Source organism: Kitasatospora sp. NPDC008115 (genome assembly GCF_042957205.1).
Lineage (GTDB): Bacteria > Actinomycetota > Actinomycetes > Streptomycetales > Streptomycetaceae > Kitasatospora.
Genome location: NZ_JBIBHU010000051.1, coordinates 1 through 21,909 on the forward strand (window position 1 = coordinate 1; position 21,909 = coordinate 21,909).

Sequence of the window (21,909 nt, forward strand, 5' to 3'; positions counted from 1 at the left end):
CCACAACCTTCATCTCCCACGCAACATCGCATCAGTTGGTTCTTCCTACAACGAACCCACCTCCACGTTCAGGACACACGCAAACGGTCAAGGTCGCTTGTCACAGGTCAGCTGGTCGGTCACCAGACTCCTTCGCGCTGTGTCTCAGGCCTGGGCGCGTTTCGCCGTGACCTGGGGAAATGGCCTGGGACTGTCCCAGCAAACCGGACATAGCGGGCGCGGTGGGACGGTGCTGGGACAGGGGTGTCCCAGGTCTCTCCCAGCCCCCTTCAGGCGGCCGAGGCCGGCCCGCTGCTGGCGACGGTATCCGCCCGCGCCGCGGCCCGTGGGCCGTTCCGGTCAAGCTCACCCCGCCGGCGCGGGACCGGCGCCGCCGGTCGCACGGGCGTGCGATCTACGATGGCCGGATGTCCGACTCCTCCGGTTTTCCCGAAGACCTGCTCGCCCTCCAGCGCCGGTGGTACGCCGCCGAGGCCGCCTGGGCCGCCGACCCGGCCGAGGAGCACCGCTTCGCGCTCGCCGAGGTCGGCGCCGAGCTGCACGCCCACCCGTTCTGGGCGACGGCCGGCAACCGGCACGAGGCCCTCATGAAGTTGAAGAAGGCCGCCCGGCCGCAGGCCGCGCAGGAGCCGGCGGCCTGACCCGTCCGGGGTTCCGGCGCCCGCCTCGGGGAAGGGGTCGGGTATGGGCGAGTCCGACCAGCACCGGGAGCTCGCCGCTCCGGCCTCGAAGGCCGAGGCACGGCGGCTGACCGGGGAGCTGCGCGCCGCGATCGAGGAGGTCCGATCCGCCGTCCTGGTCCTGGCCGCGCGGGTGCGCGCCGCACACCGGGCACGGGTGTGGACCGCGCTCGGGTACACCGGCTGGGCCGCGTACGCGAGCGCCGAGTTCGGGGTGAGCCGCTCGACCGCCTACCGGCTGCTCGACCTGGCGGCCGCGGCCGAAGCGATCGAGGACACCGTCACCCGCCAGGCCGGGCCGCAGCTGTCCCACGCGTGGGACACCGGCCTGATGCTGCCCGTGCGGGCGGTCGTCGACCTCAAAGGCCGGCTCGCGGAGCTCACCGACCTGATCGCCGAGCGCCTGGCCGACGCCCAGGCCGAGGACGGCCGGCCGCCCGAGGGCGCGGTCGTCGCCGAGATCGTCGCGCGCTCGGTCGCCGACGTCCGCTCCCGGCCCGACGTGCCGGCCGCCGAGCTCGCCGTCTCCAGCGGCCCCGACGGCTGGAGCACCGAGCAGTGGCGCTCCTACGTTGTCCGGGGACACGGCCTCGCCCGGCAGCGGCTGGACGCGCACCGCGGGCTCGGACTGCTCGCCCTGCGAGTGGCGCCCGGGCACGTCGCCGACCGGGACGCCGAGGAGGCCCTGCACATCCTGGGGGAGGAGATCGGCAGCAGTACCGAGGAACTGCTTGCCTGCCGCCGGTACGTGATGTCCGGCGACCCGCGAGCCACCGAGCGATTCTGATGCCGCCGGTCCGGCCGGGCTCGGCGACAGCGCGGCCAGGGCGGCGGCCCGCAGCGGCGTGCAGCGCAGCGGCCGGGCCCCGGGGAACGAGGGGGGCGTTCCGCCGGGCCCGGCCGGTGGGAAGCCAGCCGCACGGGGAGGACATGGCACGGCTGCCCTCAGCCCCCAGTCCCAGCAACCGCCCTACGCCCGGCAGCCCGCCGCCGGGCACAGCAGGTACTGGGCGGAAGTCAGCGATACGGGCCGATGGACAGCACGGTGAGCACCCCGTCGTCCTGGCCGACGTGCTCGGGGCGGCCGGCCGTGTCCGGGCCCCGGGTCCAGTAGATCCGCCAGGCGTTGGCGCCGTTCTCGACGTAGGAGTCGAAGACGCGCCGGCCCGCGTGGCCGGGCAGGGCGTGGTAGCGGTGGGTGTGCAGGCCGGGGTGGCGGGGGTCGGCGGCGAGTTGGCCGAGGACACGCCGGATGCGGCGCAGCTTCGCCGCGTCCGCTCGGCGGCGCTTCAGGCAGCGCAGGGTGCGGGTGGCGGCGGGGGGCGTAGTGGAGTGTCGGCATCGGGGTCTCCTTCGGTGCGGGCATGCGGAAGGGCCCGCCCCCGGTGTGGGGGCGGGCCCTGGGGTGGGCTGCGGGCGACGGGTCAGCCGGTAGGGCCGGCGGTCTGGCCGGCGGCCGCGATGCACTCGGCGTCGACCTGGTCAGCGACGCAGGCGAGTGCGGCGGCGAACCGCGCCGCTTCCCGACGTCCGACAGGGCACGGGCCGGTGGTCCAGTTCGCGGCGACGGCGCGCAGCAGCGCGGTGACGGCGGTGGCCGGGATCATCAGCTCGCCGGAGACGAGGTCGAGGGCGACGGGCATCCGCGTGCCGGGCGCGCCGCTGGGGCTGTCGTGGTCGCTGGTGTCGGTCATTTCGGTCCTCCCGAATTTCGTCGGTGAATTCACGCAAGAGGTCGCAGAAATGGAAATGTCCCGGCCGCCGGAGGGCGGTCGGGACTCTTCTTTCGGCGACACGAGGGTGCCGGGGTCGGTCTACAGCTCCAGGTCCATCCAGTTGATGCTGTTCAGCTCGACGTCGAGGCCGCGGGCGCGGCCTCCCCGGGCCTGGAAGTAGTGCTCGCGCAGCGCGTCGGCGAGCAGCTTCTCCTGTTCGGCTTCGGTGGCGCCGGTGTCGCGGGCGGCGTAGAGGGCCTGGGCGACGCTGCCGGGCATCCGGAGGTTCTCCAGGAGCCGGTCGCGGGGGTCGTCGGTGGAGCCGCCGGCCGCGCTGAAGCCGGGGTGGCGGCGAAGTGGAGCGTGAAGCCGTTCTTCTCGGCGTCGCGGCGGACCCGGTTCTTCACCCTGGGCTGCCAGGCGGTACGCACGGCCTGCTCGACCTTGGCCGCGTTCGCCTTGGCCATCGGAATGTCGCCCTTCAGCTCCCCCTCGGCGACGGCCTTGAGCGCGTGCACCCAGCACTGCGCGGTGCGCACCGAGACACCGACCGCCTGGGCGAGGCGGGCGGTGTCCTCCTTGGCGACCTTCTCCCACAGGAAGCGCACGCGGGTGTTGAGGTGCACGGGGATGGGGCGGGTGCGCTCGGCGCGCTCCAGGCCCTCGTCGATCTCTCCCACGGGGTATCGGGTCCTTCCCGCCGCCCCGGACTGCGGGGCGGCGTCACGTCGTGGTGGCGGCGGTGCTGGTGGCAGTGCGGACCGCCGGGCGGGTGCCGGCGGGCCGCGGTGAGGGCCGGCTACTCGTCGTCGGAGACGACGCCGCCCGGCTTCATGCGGCGGGCCGGGTTCTCTCCGTCGGCGAGCATCTGGGTGATCTCCGGCATCGGGCGGGAGCCCTCGTGCTTCACCAGGCCGGGGCTGACGCCCAGGCGCAGCGCGGTGGTGAGGGTGCCGTCCGGCTTGGTGAGGATGTCGAGGGGGCTGGGGCCGGGGGTGGCGAAGACGGCGCAGTCGGAGAGGACGGCGAAGCAGCGCAGGCCGGTGTCCGTGGTCATCTTGCGGAGTTTGCGGTGGAGGTTGACGGTGGCGGTGTCGATGACGAGGGCGCGGGTGAGCGGTTCCCAGGTTGGGCGTTCCAGGGCGGCCCAGGGGTCGCCGGGCTTGTAGCCGTGCTGGCCGCGGGGGCGTTGCCGGAAGGCGCCGACGGTGGACTTCGCGGTCTGCTTGATGGCGGCCAGGACCGCGAGTTCGGCTGGGTCGCCGGTGGTCTTGAGGGTGGCCATGGCGTCGAGGAACGCGAGCGGGTCGGTGTCGGCGAGGTCGATCGGGATGCCGAGGGCGGCCATGGTGTCCAGGTACGCGGCGCGCAGCCGCTTGTGCCACGGGTCCAGGTAGGGGCCGCTCTCGTGCCGCAGCCACCCCTCGGTCGGCTGGACCCGGGCGCCGAGCTCGATGGCGTAGGCGACCTTCACCGTGGAGTACCAGGCCGGGCCGGTCGGCCGCGCGCCGTCGGGCGAGAACGGCGAGGGCAGCAGCGGGTCGGTGTCGACGCCGGACAGGTCGACCAGCCAGGAGCCGGGGATCTTCTTGTCGAACGTGGGGTTGAGCTCGTGCACCGCCCCGGACAGGGGCAGCGTCAGCCGGCCCGCGGCCGCGAGGAACGAGGTGTTCACGTCCAGGCCCACCGCGAACGGCGCCGCCCGCTCCTCGGCGGTCAGGTCCCGGCACCAGTCCCACGCCTCGGTCACCAGCTCGCCGCCCGTCTCCCGGCCCTGGGCGAGCGGGTGGATCGAGGGGACCTCCGACGGCGCCGGCTCCAGCGCCTCCTGGCGGGAGCCCTCCACCGGGCCGGACTTCCAGCCGGCCTCGGTGCGCACCGCCATGGTGGGCGGGCGCAGCGCGGTCACCAGCTCCAGGCCGGAGGAGGCGGTGGAACCGCGCGGGGTGATCACCCGGGTGGCGTAGGTGCCGAGCAGACGGGCCAGGCCGGGGGCGTCCAGGCCGTCCGGGATGGACCAGCCGCCCGAGGCGAGGGCGCCCCAGCCGGGGATGCACAGCTGCACGCACTGGCGCTTGCCGTCCTCGGGGGTGCGGTAGATCCGCGCCCACGGTCCCAGACCGCGCCGGGTGAGCAGCCAGCCGGCCTTCTCCAGCGCCTTCACCGTCTTGTGGGTCTTCGACAGCGCGCCGAGGCGGGGGACGAACTCCTTCTTCTCGTCCCGCCCGAGCGGCGGAAGGCCCAAATCGGCGAGCGCGGCGTCGGTGAGGACGACCAGGGCGTCGCCGTCCCGGCCGTGCCAGTGGAGCCGCGGCGAGCCGAGCCCGGTCTCCAGCGCCCACTCCACGACGGCGGCGAGCGTGCGCCCGGCCGGCGCGGTCGGCGCCTGGGTGCCGTCGGCGAGGTAGGCCACCAAGGTCTTGCCGGACGGGGCGACGTCCAGCACCGCGAGCGGGCCGACCGGGAACCGCGCGGCCGCGGCCGCCTCCCAGTCCGCCGGACCCTCAGCCGTGGCGGCCGGCTTCCGCGCCGGGGCCTTCTTCGCCGGGGCCTTCGGAGCCCGCGCCGAGGAGGCCGGGCGCGACGAGGCCATGCGGCGCGGCGCGTTCGCCGGTCCGGGCGCGGGCGCGGGGGCGGTCGGCGCGGTCGGGGTAGCGGTGGGAGCAGAGACCGGGGTGGCGGGGGTCGGCGGCCAGGCGCTCCAGGGCGCGGCGACCCGGCTCCAGGCGGGTCAGGGTGCGGGCTGCTGCGTGTCAGCCGCAAACGGCTCGGCCCCTCAGTGAGCTGAAGAACCTAGATCGTCCGTGATCGATAAGCGAAACGCCGCCGCCCCAGTGTCCCAGGGGCGGCGGCGCGGTTTCGTTGTGCTACTAGAGGACTACTGCCACCGGGTCGCCGCCCCGTCGGAGAAGTAGGCCATGCCCACCTGTCCTCCGTTGTGGTGGGTGCTGTCCAGCAGCCACCGGCTGTCACTCACCGACCACAGGTGACCGCCGGTCGGTTGGCCGTTGGGGCCGTGGTTGTTCATGTCGAACCGCTGGTTGATCCGGCCGTTGCAGGTCCATACGACCATCTTGTTCGGGAACTTGTTGCCCGGCACGTCCAGGCACAGGTTCGGGTTGTACTTCGGGTGGAAGTACCAGCCGCCCTCGGCGGCCTTCTCCAGGCACCAGCGCTCATTGTCCTGGTTGACCCAGTCCCAGGTGCCCACAGCCGCACCCTGGCCACCCCAGCCGTTGACCTCCAGGTATTCCGCCGGATGGCCGGCGCCGGCGTAATTGTCGTTGTAGGTGTGGACGTTCGAGCTCTGGCACACGTTCGATGGGACGGCGCCGGCCTCCTGCGCCGCGCCCATGCCCAGGCCGAGCGCAGCCACCGAGGCCGCCGCGATGGTCAGGGCCTTGATTCGCTTCAGCAAGATGAAGATCCCTCCCGACACGCCAGGCTGTTGTCATGCACAGCAACTCAGCGGATAACGACCGTACCGGACGGCCGTAGGGCTGTGCTTCGCCATCCCCCAACCTCCGCACCTCTTCCTCACCGCCCCCATACCTGCGCCCATCGTCGAGCCCCCGGCGTATCCGGCGACCCCTTCCGTCCCACCGGCGACGTCTCAGGGGGTCACGGTCTACCTCGCCCCCGGCGTACGTCCCGCTGCGGAACAGCGCCGGCCCGTACCGCTCGTCGAGGCGGCCGTTAGGCCACTTTGCAATACCCTGCACGGACCGCGTCGCCAGCAGATCGACACTGAGCACGCCGCTCGCCAACTCAAACGCTCAGTCACACTTTCAGCGACACGAGGGGTGCCGGGGCCGGTCTACAGCTCGACGTCCAGCCACGCGATGTCGTTCAGCTCGACGTCGAGGCTGCGGGCGCGGTGCCCGTTGTCCTTGAAGTAGTGCTCGCGCAGGGCGTCGGCGAGGATCCGTTCCTGCTCGGCCTGGCTGGCTCCGGCGTCGCGGGCCTCGTAGAGCCGCTGGGCGACCGAGCCGGGCATCTTCTGGGTGATCATGCGCTCGCGCGGGTCGTCGGTGGAGCCGCCGACCGCGCTGTAGCCGAAGGTCGCCTGGATGTGGAGCATGAAGCCGCGCTGCTCGGCGTCGCGGCGCACCCGCTTCTTCACCCGGGGCTGCCAGCCAGCGCGGACCTTCTGCTCGATGGCCTTGGCGGCCGCGGGCTTCGGGGTGCCCTGGCCCTTGAGCCAGCGCTGGACGGTGCGCTGGCTGACGCCGAGGTCCTGGGCGAGCTTCTTGGTGGAGCCCTTGGCGCCCTTGAGCAGGAAGCGCATCCGGGCGGGGACGGACTGCGGGATCGGCTTGGTGCGCTCGGCCCGCTCCAGGCCCTCGTCGATCTCCCGGCTCACGCTGCTCTCCTTCCCGGCCGCCGAGGTCGGCGGCCACTGCTGGTGGTCATCGGTGGGCGGCCCGGCCGGACGGCGGCGGGCCGAAGGGTGACTACTCGTCGGCGGAGACGATGCCGCCGGTCTTGATGTGCCGGGCCGGGTTCGTGTCGTCGGCGAGCAGCTCGGCGATCTCGGTCATCGGCCGGGAGCCCTCGAACTTGACCATCCCGGGGCTGACGCCGAGGCGCAGCGAGGTGGTGAGGGTGCCGTCGGCCTTGGCGAGGATGTCGAGGGCGCCGGGGCCGGGGGAGGCGAAAACGGCGCAGTCGGAGAGCACCGCGAAGGCGTGCAGGCCGGTGTCGCCGGCCATCTTGCGGAGTTTGCGGTGGAGGTTGACGGTGGCGGTGTCGATGACCAGGGCGCGCATCAGCGGGTCCCAGGTCGGCCGGTCCAGGGCGGCCCAGCGCTCGCCGGGCTTGTAGCCGTGGCCGCGGGGGCGTTCGCGCATCTTGCCGATGGTGCCCTTGGCGGTCTGCTTGATCGCGGTGAGCACCGCGAGCTCCGCCGGGTCACCGGTCTTGAGGCCTGCCATGGCGTCCAGGAACGCGAGCGGGTCGGCGTTGAGCGGGACGCCGAGCGCGGCCATCGTCTCCAGATACGCGGCGCGCAGGTGCTTGTGCCACGGGTCCAAGTACGGGCCGTGCTCGTGCCGCAGCCACCCCTCGGTCGGCCGCACGGTGGCGCCGAGCTCGACGGCGTAGGCGACCTTCACCGTCGAGTACCAGGCCGGCCCGGTCGGCCGGGAACCGTCGGCGGTGAACGGCGAGGGCAGCAGCGGGTCGGTGTCGACATGGGAGAGGTCGACCAGCCAGGAGCCGGGGAGCGTCTTGTCGAAGACCGGGTTCAGCTCGTGCACGGGCCCGGACAGCGGCAGCGACAGGCGGCCGGCGGCCGCGAGGAACGCCATGTTGACGTCGAGGCCGACCGCGTACAGCGCCGTCCTCTTCTCCTCGTCGGTGAGCTCGCGGAACCAGTCCCACGCCTCGGTCACCAGCTCGCCGCCCGGCCCGCGGTCCTGGGCGAGCGGGTGCACGTCCAACACCTCCGGCGGCGCCGGATCGAACGCGTCCTTCGGCCGGGATCCCTCCACCGGACCGGACGTCCAGCCCGACTCGGTGCGCACCGCGCGGGTCGGCGGGCGCAGCGCGGTGACGAGTTCGAGGCCGGAGACGGCGGTGGAGCCGCGGGGGGTGAGGACGCGGGTGGCGTAGGTGCCGAGCAGGCGGGCCAGGCCCGGGGCGGTGAGGCCGTCGGGAACCTGCCAGCCGCCGGACGCGAGGGCGCCCCAGGCGGGGACGCACAGCTGGACGCACTGGCGCCGGCCGTCCTCCGGGGTGCGGTAGACCCGCGCCCACGGCCCGAGGCCGCGCTGGGTGAGCAGCCAGCCCGCCTTCTCCAGCGCCTTGACCGTCTTGTGGGTCTTCGGCAGCTGGCCCAGACGCTGGACGAAGTCGCGCTTCTCGTCGCGGCCCATGGCGGGGAGGCCGAGCTCGGCGAGGGCTGCGTCGGTGAGGACGACCAGGGCGTCGCCGTCCTTGCCGTGCCGGTGCAACCGCGGCGAGCCGAGCTGCACCTCCAGCGCCCACTCGACGACGTCGGCGAGCGTGCGGCCGGCCGGCGCGGCCGCCGCCACCGTGCCGTCGGCGAGGTAGGCCACCAGCGCCCTGCCGGACGGCGCGACGTCCAGCACCGCGAGCGGGCCGACCGGGAACCTGGCGGCCGCAGCCGCCTCCCAGTCGGACGGGCCGGCCTCCGCGGCCGGCTTCCGCGCCGGGGCCTTACGGGCCCGCGACGAGGCGACCGGACGCGACGAGGACACGCGGCGCGGCGCGGCCGCCGGTCCGGCCCCGGGGACGGTCGGCGCGGCCTGGTCGGCAGCGGCGGCGATGTTCGGGTGGTCGGCGAGCGCCTCCAGGGCGGCCCGCGACGGCCCGGCCGGCTCCACCCGGGCCTGCTGTTCCACGGCCGGGACGGCGGCGGGGCGGCAGAACCCGCCCAGGTGCATCGGCAGGCCCTGAGCCCGGTAGACCGACGGCTGCCCGCACTGCACGCACGGCGCCGGCTGCTGCATCAGCAGCGAGCCGTCCGGGTTCTGGTCCAGCATCACCACCTGCGCGGCCGGAGCCGGCTGCTCGGCTGGCGGGGCGGCGGCAAAGGCCTCCGGCACGGCGGCCGCCGGCTGCTGCTCGGGCGCGGGGAAGCGGGCGGCCAGGCCGCGCAGCAGCCGGGCGTAGTCACCGCGCTGCGGCGGCCGCGGATCCGACCGCCCGGTCTCCCAGGCCCAGATCGTCTCCTCCCGCACCCCGACCCGCTCGGCCACCCGGCCCCGGGTCAGCCTCGCCGCCGTCCGCAGCCGCTTGCGCTCGGCTGGCGGCGGGAGCTCCTCCTCGTCGATCTCCGCGAGCAGCGCGTCGATCGGGTCCATCCCCTCGGTCATCTCGTACCTCCTGACACTCATCGTAGAGCAGTTTCTAACCCTGGATCTAATGTTTTCCTAACCCGTACGGATGGTTCCGGACCACACGGGTTGCGATGGAGCGGTCTAGGTTGCGAGTGAAGCAAGCTACATTGCGAGTACATCCGTGCGGAGCGATCAGATCACGGTGAGTTACAGACGACTTCGGTGATCCGGTACGGCGGGCCGAGGGCCGGTGCCGTCCTGGGAGCATGGCCGACCCGGTGACGCCGAAAGCGTCGATCCGATCCGACGCGTGCGGCCTGCTGGAGCTGGCCTGTACGTACGACGACTCGCCGTTCCGGAGCCGGCTGCGGCTCGAGGACGGCTGGACGCGGCGGTGGAGCGGGACGTGGCGGGTGGGCGAGGGGCAGGTCACCTGGCCGGTACGGGACATGACCGGGGTGCCGGTGCTGTCGTCGCGGCCGGTGCGGGGCTTCACCTGGCGGGCCCGGCAGGGGCCCCGTCCGGGGCTGCACTCATGGTGTCCACCGGCCGACACCACGGGTTCGAGTCGCTGGAGGAACAGCGGCCGCTGGTTGTGCTGGACTTCCTGCGGGTTGCCGAGGTGCTGCCGCAGCCGTTCACGTTGGACTTCGAGCACGTCCGGGGCCAGGCCCGGCACACGCCGGACTTCCTGGCGGTGCTGCCGAACGGCGATCGGTGGCTGTTCGACGTCCGCCTGCGGGGCCTGGTCGAGGACGCGGACGCGGTGAGGTTTGCGGCCGCCCGGGAGGCTGCCGAAGCCTGCGGCTGGGCCTACACGGTGGTGACCGGCTGGCGCCGGCACGTGTGGAGCGTGCTGGACCACCTGTCCTCGCAGCGCCGGCCGTTGACGGACCGGCTCGGACTCGAGCCGCAGCTGCAGGCCGCGGTCCGGGGCGGGCCTCGGCCGTTCGGCGAGGTCGTCGAATCGACCAGTCTGCCGGTGGTGGCCCCCGCGCACGCCACCCACCTGCTCTGGCACCGCCGGCTGGCGCTCGACCTCGGCTCTCCGCTGGGCGACGGCTCGCTGCTCTGGCCCGGCGGCGGGCCTGCGGAGGTGCGGTGATGGCGGGCGGGCGGGGCCGCCTGGAGCTGGCGGTCGGCAGCCGGCTCCTGCTCAACGGGGTGCCGTGGACCGTCGAGTCGGCCGAGCCGCAGTTCGGGCGCCTGGTCCTGGTCGACGGCGAAGGCCGGACCGAGCAGCGCTCGATCCGCTGGCTGGTCCACCACCCGGACCTGCGGCCAGCCAGGAAGGCTGGCGACGCCGGCAGCCAGGCGCGGGCCCTCCAGCCGCTGCCGGTCGCCGACCTGACCGAGGACCAGCTCACCCGGTACCGGATCCGGGCCGAGCACGTGCTGGAGGCGGCGACCGGGTTCCGCGACGGGTCACCACGCCCGCGCTCGGCCGGGCAAGCCGCGGCCTGCCTACGACCCGGACACCACCACGCGCGCTACGTGCGCGACTTGTAGAACAACTGCTCCTTGAACCGGTACATCGCCTGAACTTTGTAGTAGTGGCCTGCCGGCCCGTAGGAGGTGTAGAAGTTGAAGTCGCGCAGATTGCCGTCGGCGAACGGCGTGACCGCGGCGATCGAGGCCAGATCGGGATGCAGCCGGACGGGGAGATCCTCCGCAAGGAACCGGGTGGCGAAACAGATCCTCCGCATGTCCGGCGCGTCCCAGCCGAATGTGCGGTAGATGCGGAATGCCTGCGTGTTCACGGTCAGCTCGTCGTCGCCCGGAGGCGAAATGCCCGTCTGTCCCAAAATTTCTGCGACATCACCTGTGCCGAGATCTTCCCCTTCCACGATGGAGTAAACATTGATGGATTTCTCCGTCAAGTTCACGCCGACCGCCCCGATCCGCCCGGTCTGCTTGGCGAGATGCACCCGGTGGTCGTAGATGGACTGCGGTAGCGTGGCCAGCCCCAGGAGGTCGTCGGACGATACTGGCTCCCGGAAGCACAGCCACACTTTTTCCACACCGCGGGTCGATTCCAGATCCACGCCCTGCTCGATCGGTCCGAGCGACCTCAGGTCCGATACGAGAGCACTGATTCGGTGGTCATCGAGCTTGAGCAGGTTCGCATCGACAAGTCGATCGATGGGGTTCTCGCCCGGGCCGCACAGCATCCTGAGGCTCGACTCGCGGCGCGGTTTCGTAGTCGTGCGGAGTCCGACCCACGAATCGGTCCAGAGGTCACTCAACTCCGTCAACACGGGGTCGACCACCGCTCGATCGTAGCGTGCACGAACGGAGCCGGTGAAACCGGCGAAGTCACGACTCAGATCATCGATGGACAATTCGGTGCGCGCCATTCTCGGAGCTCCATTGTTCGAGGGAGTCACCCCACTATCTTGGCCTCGCAGCGAGCATTCTCACAGTTGCCTATTACGCCAAGCTGGTGTCGATCCGGAATGCGGACCACGCCACACCACGCCGGTTCGAAATTCGTTCGACGGACGGGTCATACGCGTTTGGAAACCACTCGCTCGGCGCCGCCCGCCACCCCACCAGACCTCGCACGGCACCGGCGCGTCGGGTGGACGGCCCGCGAGCCAAAGGTTCCGGATGTACGTTCCATACGGTATCCCTCCAGGCAGTTGATCAAACAACTGCCAGAGGTTCGACCAGCACGGAAGCGCAGGTCAGCGGGCACCGAATCCCCCAGACACCACACTGGCCCGAGCGACACCGAAGGCCGAAAGGGCTGAAACGCCGACGGCCGGAAACCGCCTGTCCCCTGGGCCCGGAGACCCGGCAGGAAGGGCCGCAACTCACCGCCCGCTCCATGAAGCCGACCTCGCAGGCAATCCCGGCGAGCGCCGGCGGTGGTGCACTGGAACAGGGCGAGCGACACCAGGACCCCCTTCCTGACCAGCTGTGTCGAACCCCGCTTCCACCGCACCTCGGCAGCGTGGGGAAGAGGGTTGTCGCCACCGCTTCGGCCCCTTGTCCGGGGCTGACGGCCTGCGGAAACGGCCCCGTCGGCCGCCGGAGGCGCGGAGATGCCGGCGGAGGTGCCCACGAAGGCGGCGGCGGGCCGCTTGTCCCGGGTGGGCGAGGCCTGCGCCGGGCGGCCGGTCGGGTGGTCGGCGCAGGCCTGGTCGTCGTCGTCCGGGCCGGGTGTGGCGAGCGAGGTGGTGGTCATCGAGGTGGCCTTCCGTCAGCAGCAGGCCGGAGCCGGCGCGGTGGCCGGCCCCGGCACCCGGACCAGCGCCTGGGTGCCGCCGACACTGCACGCCGCCCCCTTGTCCGCGACCTGCCCCCTCCCCTTGTCCGACTCCTTGACCAGCGTGTTGTCCCGCCCGATTCGCCCAGGTCAAGGGCCTTGTCCTCCTGGTTTGTCCGTGACCGACGACACCACCCGCCATCAGGGCCCGCATGCCCAAACGCCGACGCGCGGTGCGGCGCGGTGCGAGGCCCACGCGGTGCGGGTCTACCCGCGGGTGAGGTGTTCGCCGAGCGCACGGCGCAGCAGGGCGAGGGCTGTGTCGGCGCTGGGGCAGAGCAGGGGTTCGCCGCTGGCGGCGGTGGCGATGATGCTGCTGTCGATCAGGGCGGTCCAGGTGCCGCGCTTGACGTCGTACTCCTCGATCCAGCCGGCCGGCTGGCCGTCGCGTTGCAGTTCCTGGACGCCGGGGTGGCTGGGCCAGATGAGGCGGACCAGGCCGTCGCCGAGGGCGTGCCGGGTCGGGGTGCCCAGGGCGCGGTCGGAGGGTGTGCTCCAGCCGGTCGGGCGCTTGCGGGCCAGGTGCGGCACGTCGGCCACCGCCCGCTCGGCGCGCAGCCGGGTGGCGTGCGCGCGCTGGAGGGCGCCCAGGGCGTCGCCGACGGTGCGGTGGGTGCGGGCGCCGCTGGTCTTGTCGGTCAGGATCACAGCAGCCTGCTCGCCCTGGTGCTCGGCGGCGATGTGCCCGGCCGCTCCCCAGGGGCCGTCGGGCAGCGGCGCGGTCCAGCCGACCGGCCGGCCCTGGTGGAGCAGTTGGTGGACGTCCTCGGCCTGCGGGTCGTCCCAGGAGGCCGCCTGCCAGCCCTCACCGAGTGTCGGGCTCAGGTCGTACAGGCGGTGCGGCTCGCCGAACCGGATGCTCGGGCTGGTGCACGCGGCGCGGCGCGCCGTCTCGAAGTCCCCGGCCCGGTCGGCCGGGCGGGCGGTAGGGCCCGTGGCCGGTGCGGCCTCCGGGGTTTCGGACCGATCCGAAGCCGCCGCCCCGGCCGGGGCTGGCTCCTTTTCGGACCGGTCCGAAACCGCCTGCGTGGGCACGGGCCCCGCCGGGGCGGGATTTACGGACCGGTCCGAATCCGCCGGGCCGGCGGGCCGTCGGGCCAGGACCCTGGGGTCGACGCGGGCCAGGACGTCCGGGCGCGTCAGCAGCTCCTCGGCCCGGCGCAGCTCCAGCCCGGTCCCGGTCAGGCCCGGCCAGCGGACCTCGTCCCGGACGTCCTCGGCGGCCTCCTGCGTCCGGACGCCGGACGAGGCGAGCGTGCGCTGGAAGGTGTCGTAGGCGCCCGTCGGGTCGGCGTCCACCGTGTCCAGGAACGTCCGGGCGGCTTCCACGGCCGCCTCCGCGAACCGCAGCACGTCCGCCCGCGCGCCCTCCAGGCCGGCCCGGACGGCATCCGTCTTGGCCTTGTCCCGGGCGGCCTTGGACTTGCACGCCGTCGAGCAGTACTTCGAGCGGCGCCCGCGCCTGCCGGGCTCCGGCGCCGGCACCGTCTTCCCGCACTCCCGCCGTCGGCACACCTCCCCGACCACCACGTCGAACAACGGCACGTCGGCAGCGCCAGAATTTCGGACCGATCCGTTTTGCATGGCGGGATCGTAACCTTGACGATCACCCAGACCCCAGCCCAATTCGGACCGGCCCGAATCTCCCGGCCGTCCAGGCGGCCGTCCAGGAACCCGGATTACGGACCGGCCCGAAACTCCCCCGGCTGCTCCGGGCGCGGCACGGCGGGAAGCGCTGCACCTCCGCTGCCGCACGAAGCGACAGGTGCAGCAGCAACCGAACGTGCTGCTGCACCAGGCGCTGCTGCACGTTGTCCCGCTGCCCGGTACGGCAGCGCTGCATGTTGTCCCGTCACCGGCCGTGGCCGCCCGCCTCCTTGTCCTGCTACCCGCTGACCCCTCATCCGAGGTTGTCCCGCGCAACGACCCGGTTGTCCCGCTGCGCATGCGCAACCCCCTGCGCAACGGCACCCTGCGCATGCGCAACGGCCCGCCCACCACCATGCGCATGCGCATCCGTCCCGAGCCCGGCCCGGGGAGCGGCCGCCCCGGCCGACCGCCCGGCCAAGGCCTGCGGCTCCCGCCACCGCGATCCCCGTCGCAGCGCCCCCACCTGCGGCATCGCACTCCGCGTGCCTGGCCCGCACCCGCCCTTGCGCATCGTGATCCGGGCGGTTGCGACACCAGATCGCACCGTCGCACCCGGCTCCGGCCGCTGCGCAGCCGGCGGTTGCGCGGGCCGTCGCAGTCGCAGCACCCGGCGGCGCAGCACGCGCTGCCGCTGCACCGCCGAGAGCAGCAGCAGGGTGTGCAGCAAGGGCCGCCTTGCTCCACAGGGAGCAGCAGCACGCCCGGGTGCCACAAGGGTGGCCTTGCTACACCCGTGACCGTCCGGTCCGGCGGGCGGTTGCACCGGTATGACGACTCCGCTGTCCTGGCTGCCGCTGCCCGCCTCACCCGGCCGGGCCGAGGACGAACCCGCCTCCGGGCCCGACGACCAGGCACTCGACCCCGTCCAGCTGGCCGCGCTCCACCGGGGCCGCGACGCTGGCGAAGCTGCGGCCGGGTGGGTGCGGGAGCTGGCCGGCCGCCAGGAGGACGAGCGCCACGCCCTGGCCCTGGAGCACGCGGCCGCGGGGATCGAACGGGCCAGCCACCAGGAGGTGATCCCGGGCTGCGACGGCCAGCTGGCCGAGGAGCTGCGCTACTCGCTCGGCGCGGACGTGCTGCTCGGTGCCACCTACACCGGCACCCTGCCCGAGCTCGCGCCGGGTGAGCGGCTGCCGCTGGTGGCGGTGTGCGCGCTCGCGGCCGCCATGCCGTCCTGCGTGCTCGGCGACCTGCCGCGCGAGCTCACCCTGCTCGCCGACGAGCTGGACGCCGCGACCACCGCCGGCCGCGCCGCCACCACGGCCACCGGCTCGGCCGGATGAACACGACCAGGCGCCGGGCGCTCGGGCCCGGCGCCGCCCAGGCGCTGAGCGACGCCGTCCGCGCGCCGCGCACCCCGCCACCCTGGTCGCCGCAGGCCGTCGAGGCCTCGCTGCACGCCGTCCTGGAGCGCTTCGAGCAGCGTGCGGAGCCGTGGCGGGACGCCTTCGACGGCCTGGACGAGGACGTCCTCGCCGAGGCCGCAGCGGAGGCACGGCCGTTCGGCACCGATCCGGCGACCGCCGTCGACCAGCTGGTGCGCGGCCTTCTGCTGGAGCTCGGCCAGTGGCAGCAGGCGATCGGAGCTCTCGCCGCCGACCTCACCGCGGCCGCCCAGGGCCGGGCACTGCCCGAGCAGGCCGCCTCCACCGGCCGGGCCGAGGACGTCCGCTGGCGCCAGGCCCGCCAGGCGCTGCTGGAGGCGATCGCCCGCCACCACCACGGCCCCCTGCCGGACGGGGAGCCCGACGACCGGCCGTGGTGACCGCCCGCGCCCGGAGCACGGAAGAATAGGGCAGGTGACCAGCACTCAGCCCCTCCCACGAGGCCTTGCCTCCCTGATCCCCGACGCCCACGCCCAGGCCACCCCCGGCGAGCTCGCCGCCGCCCAGCTCCTCCACCTGCGCGAGGCCACCGTGCCGGTGCCGGTCCTCGCCGCGGCCGTCGAACTGATCGCCCCGCAGCTGAAGAGCGAGGACCCGGCCACGCAGAAGGCGGCCGCCGCCGTCCACGCCCACCTGCTCGCCGCGATCGACGGCGCCGCCCCGAGCCGGTAGCCGGGCAGGCCGCCGTTCCCCGCCCGGTGGTTCAACCGCTGGCGCTTTGAAGAGCGACGGCCGCTGCCTGGGCGATGGCGGGGTCGGCCCGGATCGCGGCAATCACCTGCTCGGCCGTGGGCCGGGGGACGACGGCGGCGGGCAGCGGGCAGACGCGGGCCTCCAGCCGCTCCAGGACCTCCGCGGACTGCCGGCACTCCGCCGCGTCCTCATCGAGGCCCCGCTCGTCCAGCTCGCGGCCGAGCGCAAGGACCCCGTCCCGCAAGCCCAGCAGCGCGGCACCCGTCCGCTCGGGCACCCGCGCGACGGCCAGGCCCGGGCTGCGCTTCGTCGCCGTGAAGACCTTGCCCTCGAGGCGCTCCACCGACTCCTGCACCAGCTCCCAGGCCTCCAGGAGCAGCTCCTGCTGCGGGCGCAGGGCGGGCAGCAGAGTGACGGGCGTGCCGCCGGCGCCATGGCTCACCACGCCGTCGAGGCCGAGCACGGCGCTGCCGTGGACGGCGGCGTCACGCAGGCCGGTCCGCATCCGCCGGATGGTGGCGAGCCGGCCCTCGGCCGTGGTCTCCTCCTCGGCCGCCAGCAGTGCCAGCGCCTCGTCGCCGAGCTGCTCGTGGCACGCCAGCAGCCCTGCCACGGCCTCGACGACATGCTGGCTCCCGCGGGTGGTTGTCCCGTCTCACCGAAGTATGACCAGTCTCAGCGAACCTTGACTGCAAGTTCCACCAGCAAGAGCGAGATACAACGCTGGGTCAGAACGGTGGTTCGTTGGAGTAGGTGCCGTCCCAGGGGTCGGGGACCGGGACGACGCTTGGCCGGAGTTGGAGAACTCGGATGGCATCCTCGATGCGGCCGAGATCGATGAGGTGGTGGGCGAGGACGCTGCTGTTGGAGACGGGATGCTGTTCGAGGGCGGCGACGGCATCCTCGATGCGGCCGGCTCCGGCGAGCAGGTCCGAGAGAGACCAGGCCGCGTACCAGGTGTCGCCTTCGGGGTGTGTCCGGGCCTGCTCGATCGCTTCGTCACGTAGGCCGCAATCGGCCATGAGTGAAAGCCGCATCCGGAAGAAGTCCCACTCCTCCTCGCCGTCACGCCGCTCCTTGAGGGCATCGAGGTAGGCCAGGCCCTCGTCGGCACGGCCGTGCTCGGCATACAGGGTGCACAGCGTGTCGGCGACCCAGTCATCCGCACCACCCGGGGAGTCCGCCAAGGCACGCATCACCGTGATCGCCTCGTCAGCCTGTCCGTGCCGGACCAGGAGCTGGGACAGAGGATGGGCTACACGCCACATGCCATGGGGCTTCTCAGCGAACGTCCGGTAGACGGAGATCGCTCCTTCCACGTCACCGCGTTCCTCCAGCACCTCGGCCAGACTCCGCACGGCATGCCCGTGATACTCGGAGGCGGCGTACACGCGAAGTTCCTCGATCCGGCCATGCCTGGCCAGCAGGTCCGCCAACGCGTCCCGATTGTTGACCGACGTGACCTCGCGACGGCGCAGCAGGGCGATCGCCTCGTCGAGGCGGCCCTGTCGTTCCCGGACGGTGGCGAGCAGGTCGAAGGCGTTGGAGGGCTCCATGCGGAGCCGGCGGCAGTCGGGGTCGTCACAGGCCGGGACGGCGGCCTCGATCCGGGCCTCCAGCAGCTGCGCCGCCTCCTCGTCCTGGCCTGCGGCTTCGGTGACGTCGACCAGGGCCCGGGCCAGGAACCAGTCCTTGATCCCGGGCCGCAGCAGTGCCAGGGCCTCGGCTGCCTGACCGTGGCGGGCCAGCAGCCGTGCGAAGAAGTCCAGGACCAGGTGGTCTCCGGCCTGCGCGTACGGGCGGCACAGTGCAATCGCCTCATCGGGGCGCCCCCAGTCCTCCAGCAGCTCGGCTCGGGCCCGGGCGGCCGGCCACCAGCCCGTCGCGATGTACGGAGCGAGGACCTCCAGCGCGCTCTCATGCTGACCGCGCCCACCGAGGAGTTGAGCCCACGCTCGTGCGCAGAACCACTCGCCTTGGCCTGCCTGGGACTCCACCTCCTGTTCATGGCCGAGTTCGAGGAGCCGGGCGACCAGCGACGGCGGGATACAGCCGGACAGGGTCCGGGTTTGACGGTCAAGATCAGTAGCGTCCACGGCACCGCACCGTAGACCCCGCCACCGACACCGCCCCACACCGACAGCGGTCAAAGTCCGATGAGACAAAGCCCAAGCCGTCAAACTTCGGCGAGACTGATCAAACTTCGCTGAGACGGGTCAGTCTGACCTTTTGACCTGTCGCAGTGAAGTTAGTCGGGCCGGGTCGTGTTGACCTGCGTGGACTGGATTGGGTGAGACGGCTGCGGGTCGGCCCGGCAGGCTGAGGGGTCGTGGTGAACACGGTGTTGGAGTGCGCCGACTGCCGCTGGATCAAAACGCGTCGATCTATACCGGAGTAGGCGGTTACGCTCGCGCCATGGAGCTGAACGAGGCACTGGAACCGCTGCGCCGGGTGCTGCTGGAGCGACGCACCGTCGGTTATCCGGAGTCGGTCGGTGCTGCGGTGGAGGCTGCGCGGGCGGCGCTGGCCGGCGGGGTGGACACCCCGAGTCTGTGGGAGCTCGGCGTGCTTTCTGACGGGGAGGTTCTGGAGGCGCGCCGGCTGCTGGCCGAGGTGGAGCAGGAACTCTGGCCGGTGCTTCGGCTGCCCGCCACCGTCGAGGGCCGTGACCTGGCGTTGGCCCGGTACTGCCTGCGGGACCTGCTGGACGGCCGCATCGATCCGTTGGTGGCGGCCGGGCGGATCGGCTTTGAGCTGTGCCCCGCCGACGACCCCGGCTCGCCGCTGTGGCCGGTCCGCGGATGGTTGTACCGCGCGGAGGACCAAGAGGAGCACTGCGGCGGGCCGACGAAGGAGCTGGTGGCCGAACTGCACGACCTGGCCGCCCAGCTGCTGGCCGGCCCGCTGTCCTGACGGCCGGGCTCAGACAGTGCGTTCACGCCGCGCCAGGAGGTCAAACTCACCTGTCAATCGGTCGTGATCGCTTGTCAGAGGACAGTTGACTTCATGCCCATGATGTCGCCCAGGCAGAATTGGTCGTGTGATTGTCTTTCACTGCGTGAACTGTCAGCAGCCTCTGACTGGCGAGCTGGAGCCTGGGGAGCCGCTGAGAGGCCCTGAGCGCCCGCCTGGCCACGAGGTCGCTTCACCACGGATGGCTCAGGGAACCTTCAAGGTCAACTTCGACGGTTCCCTGCTGATCCTTCACCCCGATGACGTTCCGGGGACGGCACTCCACTCCGATGCTCGCCGCCTCAATGGTTGCTGCGGCCTCGCGGGCCAGGACGGCCCCAACCTCGTCTGTTCCGGCTGCGGTCTCGAAGTCGCGACGAAAGAAAGCGACTGCTGGACCGACAACCTGGTGGCCTTGGCCGCCCCTGCGGTGCGTGAAGACTCCCAGCCGAAGTAGGCCATCGCGCCGCTCCCGGCGCCGACCGCCGGGATCGTCAGCTGCCAGGGGCCCCGAACGGGCCGGGTGGCCGTGCGTTGACCGACCGGCGCGTTCGGGCCGAGCCCGTCGCATGAGTGCCGGTCGCCAGCTTGCTGTAGAGCCGGTAGAGGGTGGCCCGGGAAGGAACATCGACATCGGCGGCCTCCTCCTGGCCAGCCAGGATCTCCTTGGCCCGCCAGACAATGAACCCGATCGTCTTCGACGAGTCCTCGGCCGTCTCGCCGATCGCCTGCCGCATCGCCTCCACCACCACCGCATCGACCATGCCGAAAGGCGGCATCTGCTTGGCGGACCGGCCGTCGGCCAGCCCGATCAGTCCGTCACGCTGATAGCGCTGGCGCCGCTGCTTGATCCCGCTGGCTGTCACCCGGTGCCCGGCCGCCGTCAGCTCGGCCGCCTTGGCTCGCTCACGCTCGGCCAGTGAGTTCCGTCTCGGGTCGAACTCCGGCCGCGGCACCGCTCCTTCGGAAGCGTCCAACGGCAGGCCGTGGAGCACTTCGAGAATGTGCCCCTCCCACCAACGGGCCTGTTCGGCCGCCGTCTCGGGAAACTCCGCGATCCGGGTTGTGGGCGGGACCTTCCGTCCCCTCCCGCTCACCGGTTACCCCCGGCGGCCAGGCTCACGACCGTGCGCGGTCCCATAAGCTCGACCGCCAGCCCCTTGACGGCCAGTTCCTGGAGCCAGAGCAGATGGAAGAGGGTGGGCAGCGTCGCGAGCCGGTCGCCCGCGGCGTCGGCCCCTGGAAACATCGGGCCCGGCTCCGCGAAGACCTCCCGCAGCCGGTCGGCAACCGGGCGGTGCAGGCACCGCGGGTGCCGGTAGCGCGACAGCCACCGCACGTTCGCCAGCAGCACCGCCTCCGGCGTCCCGACCCGCTCGAACGCCCACCCGGCCTGAGCGCAGGCCATCCGTGTCGCCTCGAACGCTTCCGCGTCCTTCGGCTCGATCCGCTCATCCGCGCGGACGTCGATGACCGCCGCCGAGCCATCCGCGTAGCGGGCGAAGTAGTCCGGGGCGTGCCGACGTTCTCGTTCGCCGTCGTGCCAGTACAGCCAGAACGGCTGCGAGGCGATCCCCGTCACCTTCGGGTCGAAGTCCAGGAGCAGGAGCTGATCCCGCTCCAACCAGGACTCGAAGCCGACGTGCTGCCCAGTTGTCGCGGCCCAGTACCAGCCTGCGAAGTGACGCTCACCGCGAGACCACCGGAAGGGCCGCACCGGTGCCACGTCCTCGAAACGGGTCGTCGCACAGTCCAAGAGCGGACGCCGTTGCTGCTCGCGTACAACGTCCACGTACGACAGTTCGACGTACGGTCCCGGAAGATCCACCCCAGCCGGTACAGCCACCCAGCACCCCCAGCGCGATCACCTACACGCCTAGGTTCACTGAGACGGAACGCCAAACGACTGGGTTCGCTGAGTAAACGACTCGATTGAGTGAGAGCGGTCACCTTTGACGGGTGACCTTGACCGATTGGCAGGTGAGTTTGACCACCTGCTCACACCTGGGCCTGGAGCATCTGGCCCGGCCAGAGCGATCCGTCCGACCGCAGCTCCTCGAACTCCAGGGTCGGGGTGAATCCCAACTCCTCGTACTCACGGACCACGCGGCCGTCCTCGCCGGCCCAGCAGTGCGTCCGGAGCAGTCGTGCGCCACGGCGGGCGGCCTCGGCTCGGGCGTCGGCGACCAGGGCTGCCATGGTGAACTGCCGGAACCTCACCCTGGTCACCAGGAAGTGCAGGTAGAGCTCGGGTTCCTCGACCACGGGAGCGAACTCCGGGGCCTCGTCGGTCAGCACGGAGCCGCCCGTGACGCGGGTGAGCAGGTCCCGGCAGATTCGCACCTGCCCGTCCCGGACGTGGCGCAGCACCTGCTTGGCGATCGGAGGGGGTTCCTCCCACTCCAGCGTTTCGACCAGGTTGACGTACTGCACCGGTACCAGCCACGAACTGTCGTCGTGGAACATCCCCAGGAACTCCACCACGTTGCCGGGGTCACCCTCGGCGACGTCCATGTCGCTCCAGTCCAGTCGCTCTTCCGACTCGTTCATCGTGCCCTCCCCCGAGAACCAGGCCCAACTGACCGGTGATCACCCTATGCCCGTCCGGCAACCCCACCATCGGTCAAGATCAGGTGGCGGGAACCCGGTGATGGTCAAGATCGGATGGTCGGGTGGCCCCGGGGAATCTCACCCCGGGGCTCCCACAGATCCCGGCGTGAACCTCTCGGTTCACCGGGCTCTTGTCGTCCTGGTCACCTG

At 72.3% G+C, this 21,909-nt stretch carries 22 protein-coding genes and 1 pseudogene; 9 read left to right on the plus strand and 14 right to left on the minus strand.

What is annotated here, in order from left to right; all coding sequences use genetic code 11:
• The first annotated feature begins 407 nt into the window (after positions 1-407).
• A complete protein-coding gene (locus tag ACFZBX_RS35760) occupies positions 408-641 on the plus strand; it encodes a hypothetical protein (protein ID WP_391537981.1) in 234 nt (77 codons plus the stop codon).
• Positions 642-684: 43 nt separating this feature from the next.
• On the plus strand, positions 685-1,467 hold the full coding sequence (locus ACFZBX_RS35765; protein WP_391537982.1) for a hypothetical protein: 783 nt from the start codon (positions 685-687) through the stop codon (positions 1,465-1,467).
• A 230-nt stretch (positions 1,468-1,697) separates the two neighbouring features.
• Here ACFZBX_RS35765 and ACFZBX_RS35770 read toward each other — a convergent pair whose 3' ends face one another.
• The 7 genes and pseudogenes from ACFZBX_RS35770 to tap (ACFZBX_RS35800) form a co-directional block, all read right to left on the minus strand.
• On the minus strand, positions 1,698-2,147 hold the full coding sequence (locus ACFZBX_RS35770; RefSeq protein WP_391537983.1) for a hypothetical protein: 450 nt from the start codon (positions 2,145-2,147) through the stop codon (positions 1,698-1,700).
• A complete protein-coding gene (locus tag ACFZBX_RS35775; RefSeq protein WP_391537984.1) occupies positions 2,105-2,374 on the minus strand; it encodes a hypothetical protein in 270 nt (89 codons plus the stop codon). Before ACFZBX_RS35775 ends, ACFZBX_RS35770 begins: the two co-directional genes overlap by 43 nt.
• A gap of 120 nt (positions 2,375-2,494) precedes the next feature.
• Positions 2,495-2,674: a hypothetical protein gene (locus ACFZBX_RS35780; RefSeq protein ID WP_391537985.1), complete on the minus strand. Its 180-nt coding sequence runs from the start codon at positions 2,672-2,674 to the stop codon at positions 2,495-2,497.
• Positions 2,675-3,194: 520 nt separating this feature from the next.
• Positions 3,195-5,060 (minus strand): annotated as a pseudogene (gene tap, locus ACFZBX_RS35785) (telomere-associated protein Tap); the annotation flags it as partial.
• Positions 5,061-5,273: 213 nt separating this feature from the next.
• The gene (locus tag ACFZBX_RS35790) at positions 5,274-5,813 is read right to left on the minus strand and encodes an RICIN domain-containing protein (RefSeq protein ID WP_391537986.1); all 540 of its coding nucleotides are present in this window, start codon (positions 5,811-5,813) and stop codon (positions 5,274-5,276) included.
• 399 nt (positions 5,814-6,212) lie between these two features.
• Positions 6,213-6,758, minus strand: a complete 546-nt coding sequence (gene tpg, locus ACFZBX_RS35795) for a telomere-protecting terminal protein Tpg (protein WP_391537987.1) — start codon at positions 6,756-6,758, stop codon at positions 6,213-6,215.
• A 91-nt stretch (positions 6,759-6,849) separates the two neighbouring features.
• Positions 6,850-9,234, minus strand: a complete 2,385-nt coding sequence (gene tap / locus ACFZBX_RS35800; protein WP_391537988.1) for a telomere-associated protein Tap — start codon at positions 9,232-9,234, stop codon at positions 6,850-6,852.
• Between the two features lie 499 nt (positions 9,235-9,733).
• On the opposite strand from tap (ACFZBX_RS35800), the gene ACFZBX_RS35805 reads away from it, so the two are divergent.
• Together ACFZBX_RS35805 and ACFZBX_RS35810 are read left to right on the plus strand one after the other, a co-directional pair.
• Positions 9,734-10,303: a hypothetical protein gene (locus tag ACFZBX_RS35805; protein ID WP_391537989.1), complete on the plus strand. Its 570-nt coding sequence runs from the start codon at positions 9,734-9,736 to the stop codon at positions 10,301-10,303.
• Positions 10,303-10,707 (plus strand): hypothetical protein, encoded by a 405-nt coding sequence (locus ACFZBX_RS35810; RefSeq protein WP_391537990.1) that lies wholly within the window; start codon positions 10,303-10,305, stop codon positions 10,705-10,707. Before ACFZBX_RS35805 ends, ACFZBX_RS35810 begins: the two co-directional genes overlap by 1 nt.
• Here ACFZBX_RS35810 and ACFZBX_RS35815 read toward each other — a convergent pair.
• Both ACFZBX_RS35815 and ACFZBX_RS35820 read right to left on the minus strand, forming a co-directional pair.
• Positions 10,689-11,555, minus strand: a complete 867-nt coding sequence (locus tag ACFZBX_RS35815) for an aromatic prenyltransferase (protein ID WP_391537991.1) — start codon at positions 11,553-11,555, stop codon at positions 10,689-10,691. The two genes, ACFZBX_RS35810 and ACFZBX_RS35815, sit on opposite strands and share 19 nt — an antisense overlap.
• Before the next feature lie 1,121 nt (positions 11,556-12,676).
• Positions 12,677-14,053 carry a hypothetical protein gene (locus tag ACFZBX_RS35820; RefSeq protein ID WP_391537992.1) on the minus strand — a complete coding sequence of 459 codons (1,377 nt, stop codon included), beginning with the start codon at positions 14,051-14,053 and terminating at the stop codon, positions 12,677-12,679.
• Positions 14,054-14,886: 833 nt separating this feature from the next.
• Between ACFZBX_RS35820 and ACFZBX_RS35825 the strand changes: the two genes are divergently transcribed.
• From ACFZBX_RS35825 to ACFZBX_RS35835, 3 genes are read left to right on the plus strand one after another with little or no spacing between them, the layout of a single operon-like run.
• Positions 14,887-15,402 carry a hypothetical protein gene (locus ACFZBX_RS35825; RefSeq protein WP_391537993.1) on the plus strand — a complete coding sequence of 172 codons (516 nt, stop codon included), beginning with the start codon at positions 14,887-14,889 and terminating at the stop codon, positions 15,400-15,402.
• A complete protein-coding gene (locus tag ACFZBX_RS35830) occupies positions 15,399-15,884 on the plus strand; it encodes a hypothetical protein (protein ID WP_391537994.1) in 486 nt (161 codons plus the stop codon). The genes ACFZBX_RS35825 and ACFZBX_RS35830 overlap by 4 nt, the downstream gene beginning before the upstream one ends.
• Positions 15,885-15,918: 34 nt before the next feature.
• Positions 15,919-16,176 carry a hypothetical protein gene (locus ACFZBX_RS35835; protein ID WP_391537995.1) on the plus strand — a complete coding sequence of 86 codons (258 nt, stop codon included), beginning with the start codon at positions 15,919-15,921 and terminating at the stop codon, positions 16,174-16,176.
• A 31-nt stretch (positions 16,177-16,207) separates the two neighbouring features.
• On the opposite strand, the gene ACFZBX_RS35840 is transcribed toward ACFZBX_RS35835, so the two are convergent.
• Both ACFZBX_RS35840 and ACFZBX_RS35845 read right to left on the minus strand, forming a co-directional pair.
• Positions 16,208-16,810, minus strand: a complete 603-nt coding sequence (locus ACFZBX_RS35840) for a hypothetical protein (RefSeq protein ID WP_391537996.1) — start codon at positions 16,808-16,810, stop codon at positions 16,208-16,210.
• Positions 16,811-16,925: 115 nt separating this feature from the next.
• A complete protein-coding gene (locus tag ACFZBX_RS35845; protein ID WP_391537997.1) occupies positions 16,926-18,293 on the minus strand; it encodes a hypothetical protein in 1,368 nt (455 codons plus the stop codon).
• Between the two features lie 319 nt (positions 18,294-18,612).
• On the opposite strand from ACFZBX_RS35845, the gene ACFZBX_RS35850 reads away from it, so the two are divergent.
• A complete protein-coding gene (locus ACFZBX_RS35850) occupies positions 18,613-19,110 on the plus strand; it encodes a hypothetical protein (protein WP_391537998.1) in 498 nt (165 codons plus the stop codon).
• Positions 19,111-19,351: 241 nt separating this feature from the next.
• Entirely contained in the window at positions 19,352-19,606 is a 255-nt protein-coding gene (locus tag ACFZBX_RS35855) for a hypothetical protein (RefSeq protein WP_391537999.1), read from the plus strand.
• 37 nt (positions 19,607-19,643) lie between these two features.
• On the opposite strand, the gene ACFZBX_RS35860 is transcribed toward ACFZBX_RS35855, so the two are convergent.
• The 3 genes from ACFZBX_RS35860 to ACFZBX_RS35870 form a co-directional block, all read right to left on the minus strand.
• Complete coding sequence (locus ACFZBX_RS35860) at positions 19,644-20,144, minus strand: hypothetical protein (protein WP_391538000.1); 501 nt, start codon at positions 20,142-20,144, stop codon at positions 19,644-19,646.
• Positions 20,145-20,242: 98 nt separating this feature from the next.
• Entirely contained in the window at positions 20,243-20,995 is a 753-nt protein-coding gene (locus ACFZBX_RS35865) for a TnsA-like heteromeric transposase endonuclease subunit (protein WP_391538001.1), read from the minus strand.
• Between the two features lie 152 nt (positions 20,996-21,147).
• Positions 21,148-21,699 (minus strand): GNAT family N-acetyltransferase, encoded by a 552-nt coding sequence (locus ACFZBX_RS35870; protein WP_391538002.1) that lies wholly within the window; start codon positions 21,697-21,699, stop codon positions 21,148-21,150.
• Between the last annotated feature and the right edge of the window lie 210 nt (positions 21,700-21,909).

Coding starts and splice junctions, on each gene's coding strand:
- ACFZBX_RS35780 (WP_391537985.1), bottom strand. CDS start 2,674: ATGCCCGGCAGCGTCGCCCAGGCCCTCTACGCCGCCCGCGACACCGGC.
- ACFZBX_RS35870 (WP_391538002.1), bottom strand. CDS start 21,699: ATGAACGAGTCGGAAGAGCGACTGGACTGGAGCGACATGGACGTCGCC.
- tap (WP_391537988.1), bottom strand. CDS start 9,234: ATGACCGAGGGGATGGACCCGATCGACGCGCTGCTCGCGGAGATCGAC.
- ACFZBX_RS35820 (WP_391537992.1), bottom strand. CDS start 14,053: ATGCAAAACGGATCGGTCCGAAATTCTGGCGCTGCCGACGTGCCGTTG.
- ACFZBX_RS35855 (WP_391537999.1), top strand. CDS start 19,352: ATGGCTCAGGGAACCTTCAAGGTCAACTTCGACGGTTCCCTGCTGATC.
- ACFZBX_RS35775 (WP_391537984.1), bottom strand. CDS start 2,374: ATGACCGACACCAGCGACCACGACAGCCCCAGCGGCGCGCCCGGCACG.
- ACFZBX_RS35765 (WP_391537982.1), top strand. CDS start 685: ATGGGCGAGTCCGACCAGCACCGGGAGCTCGCCGCTCCGGCCTCGAAG.
- ACFZBX_RS35825 (WP_391537993.1), top strand. CDS start 14,887: ATGACGACTCCGCTGTCCTGGCTGCCGCTGCCCGCCTCACCCGGCCGG.
- ACFZBX_RS35830 (WP_391537994.1), top strand. CDS start 15,399: ATGAACACGACCAGGCGCCGGGCGCTCGGGCCCGGCGCCGCCCAGGCG.
- ACFZBX_RS35815 (WP_391537991.1), bottom strand. CDS start 11,555: ATGGCGCGCACCGAATTGTCCATCGATGATCTGAGTCGTGACTTCGCC.
- ACFZBX_RS35850 (WP_391537998.1), top strand. CDS start 18,613: ATGGAGCTGAACGAGGCACTGGAACCGCTGCGCCGGGTGCTGCTGGAG.
- ACFZBX_RS35805 (WP_391537989.1), top strand. CDS start 9,734: ATGGTGTCCACCGGCCGACACCACGGGTTCGAGTCGCTGGAGGAACAG.
- ACFZBX_RS35810 (WP_391537990.1), top strand. CDS start 10,303: ATGGCGGGCGGGCGGGGCCGCCTGGAGCTGGCGGTCGGCAGCCGGCTC.
- ACFZBX_RS35760 (WP_391537981.1), top strand. CDS start 408: ATGTCCGACTCCTCCGGTTTTCCCGAAGACCTGCTCGCCCTCCAGCGC.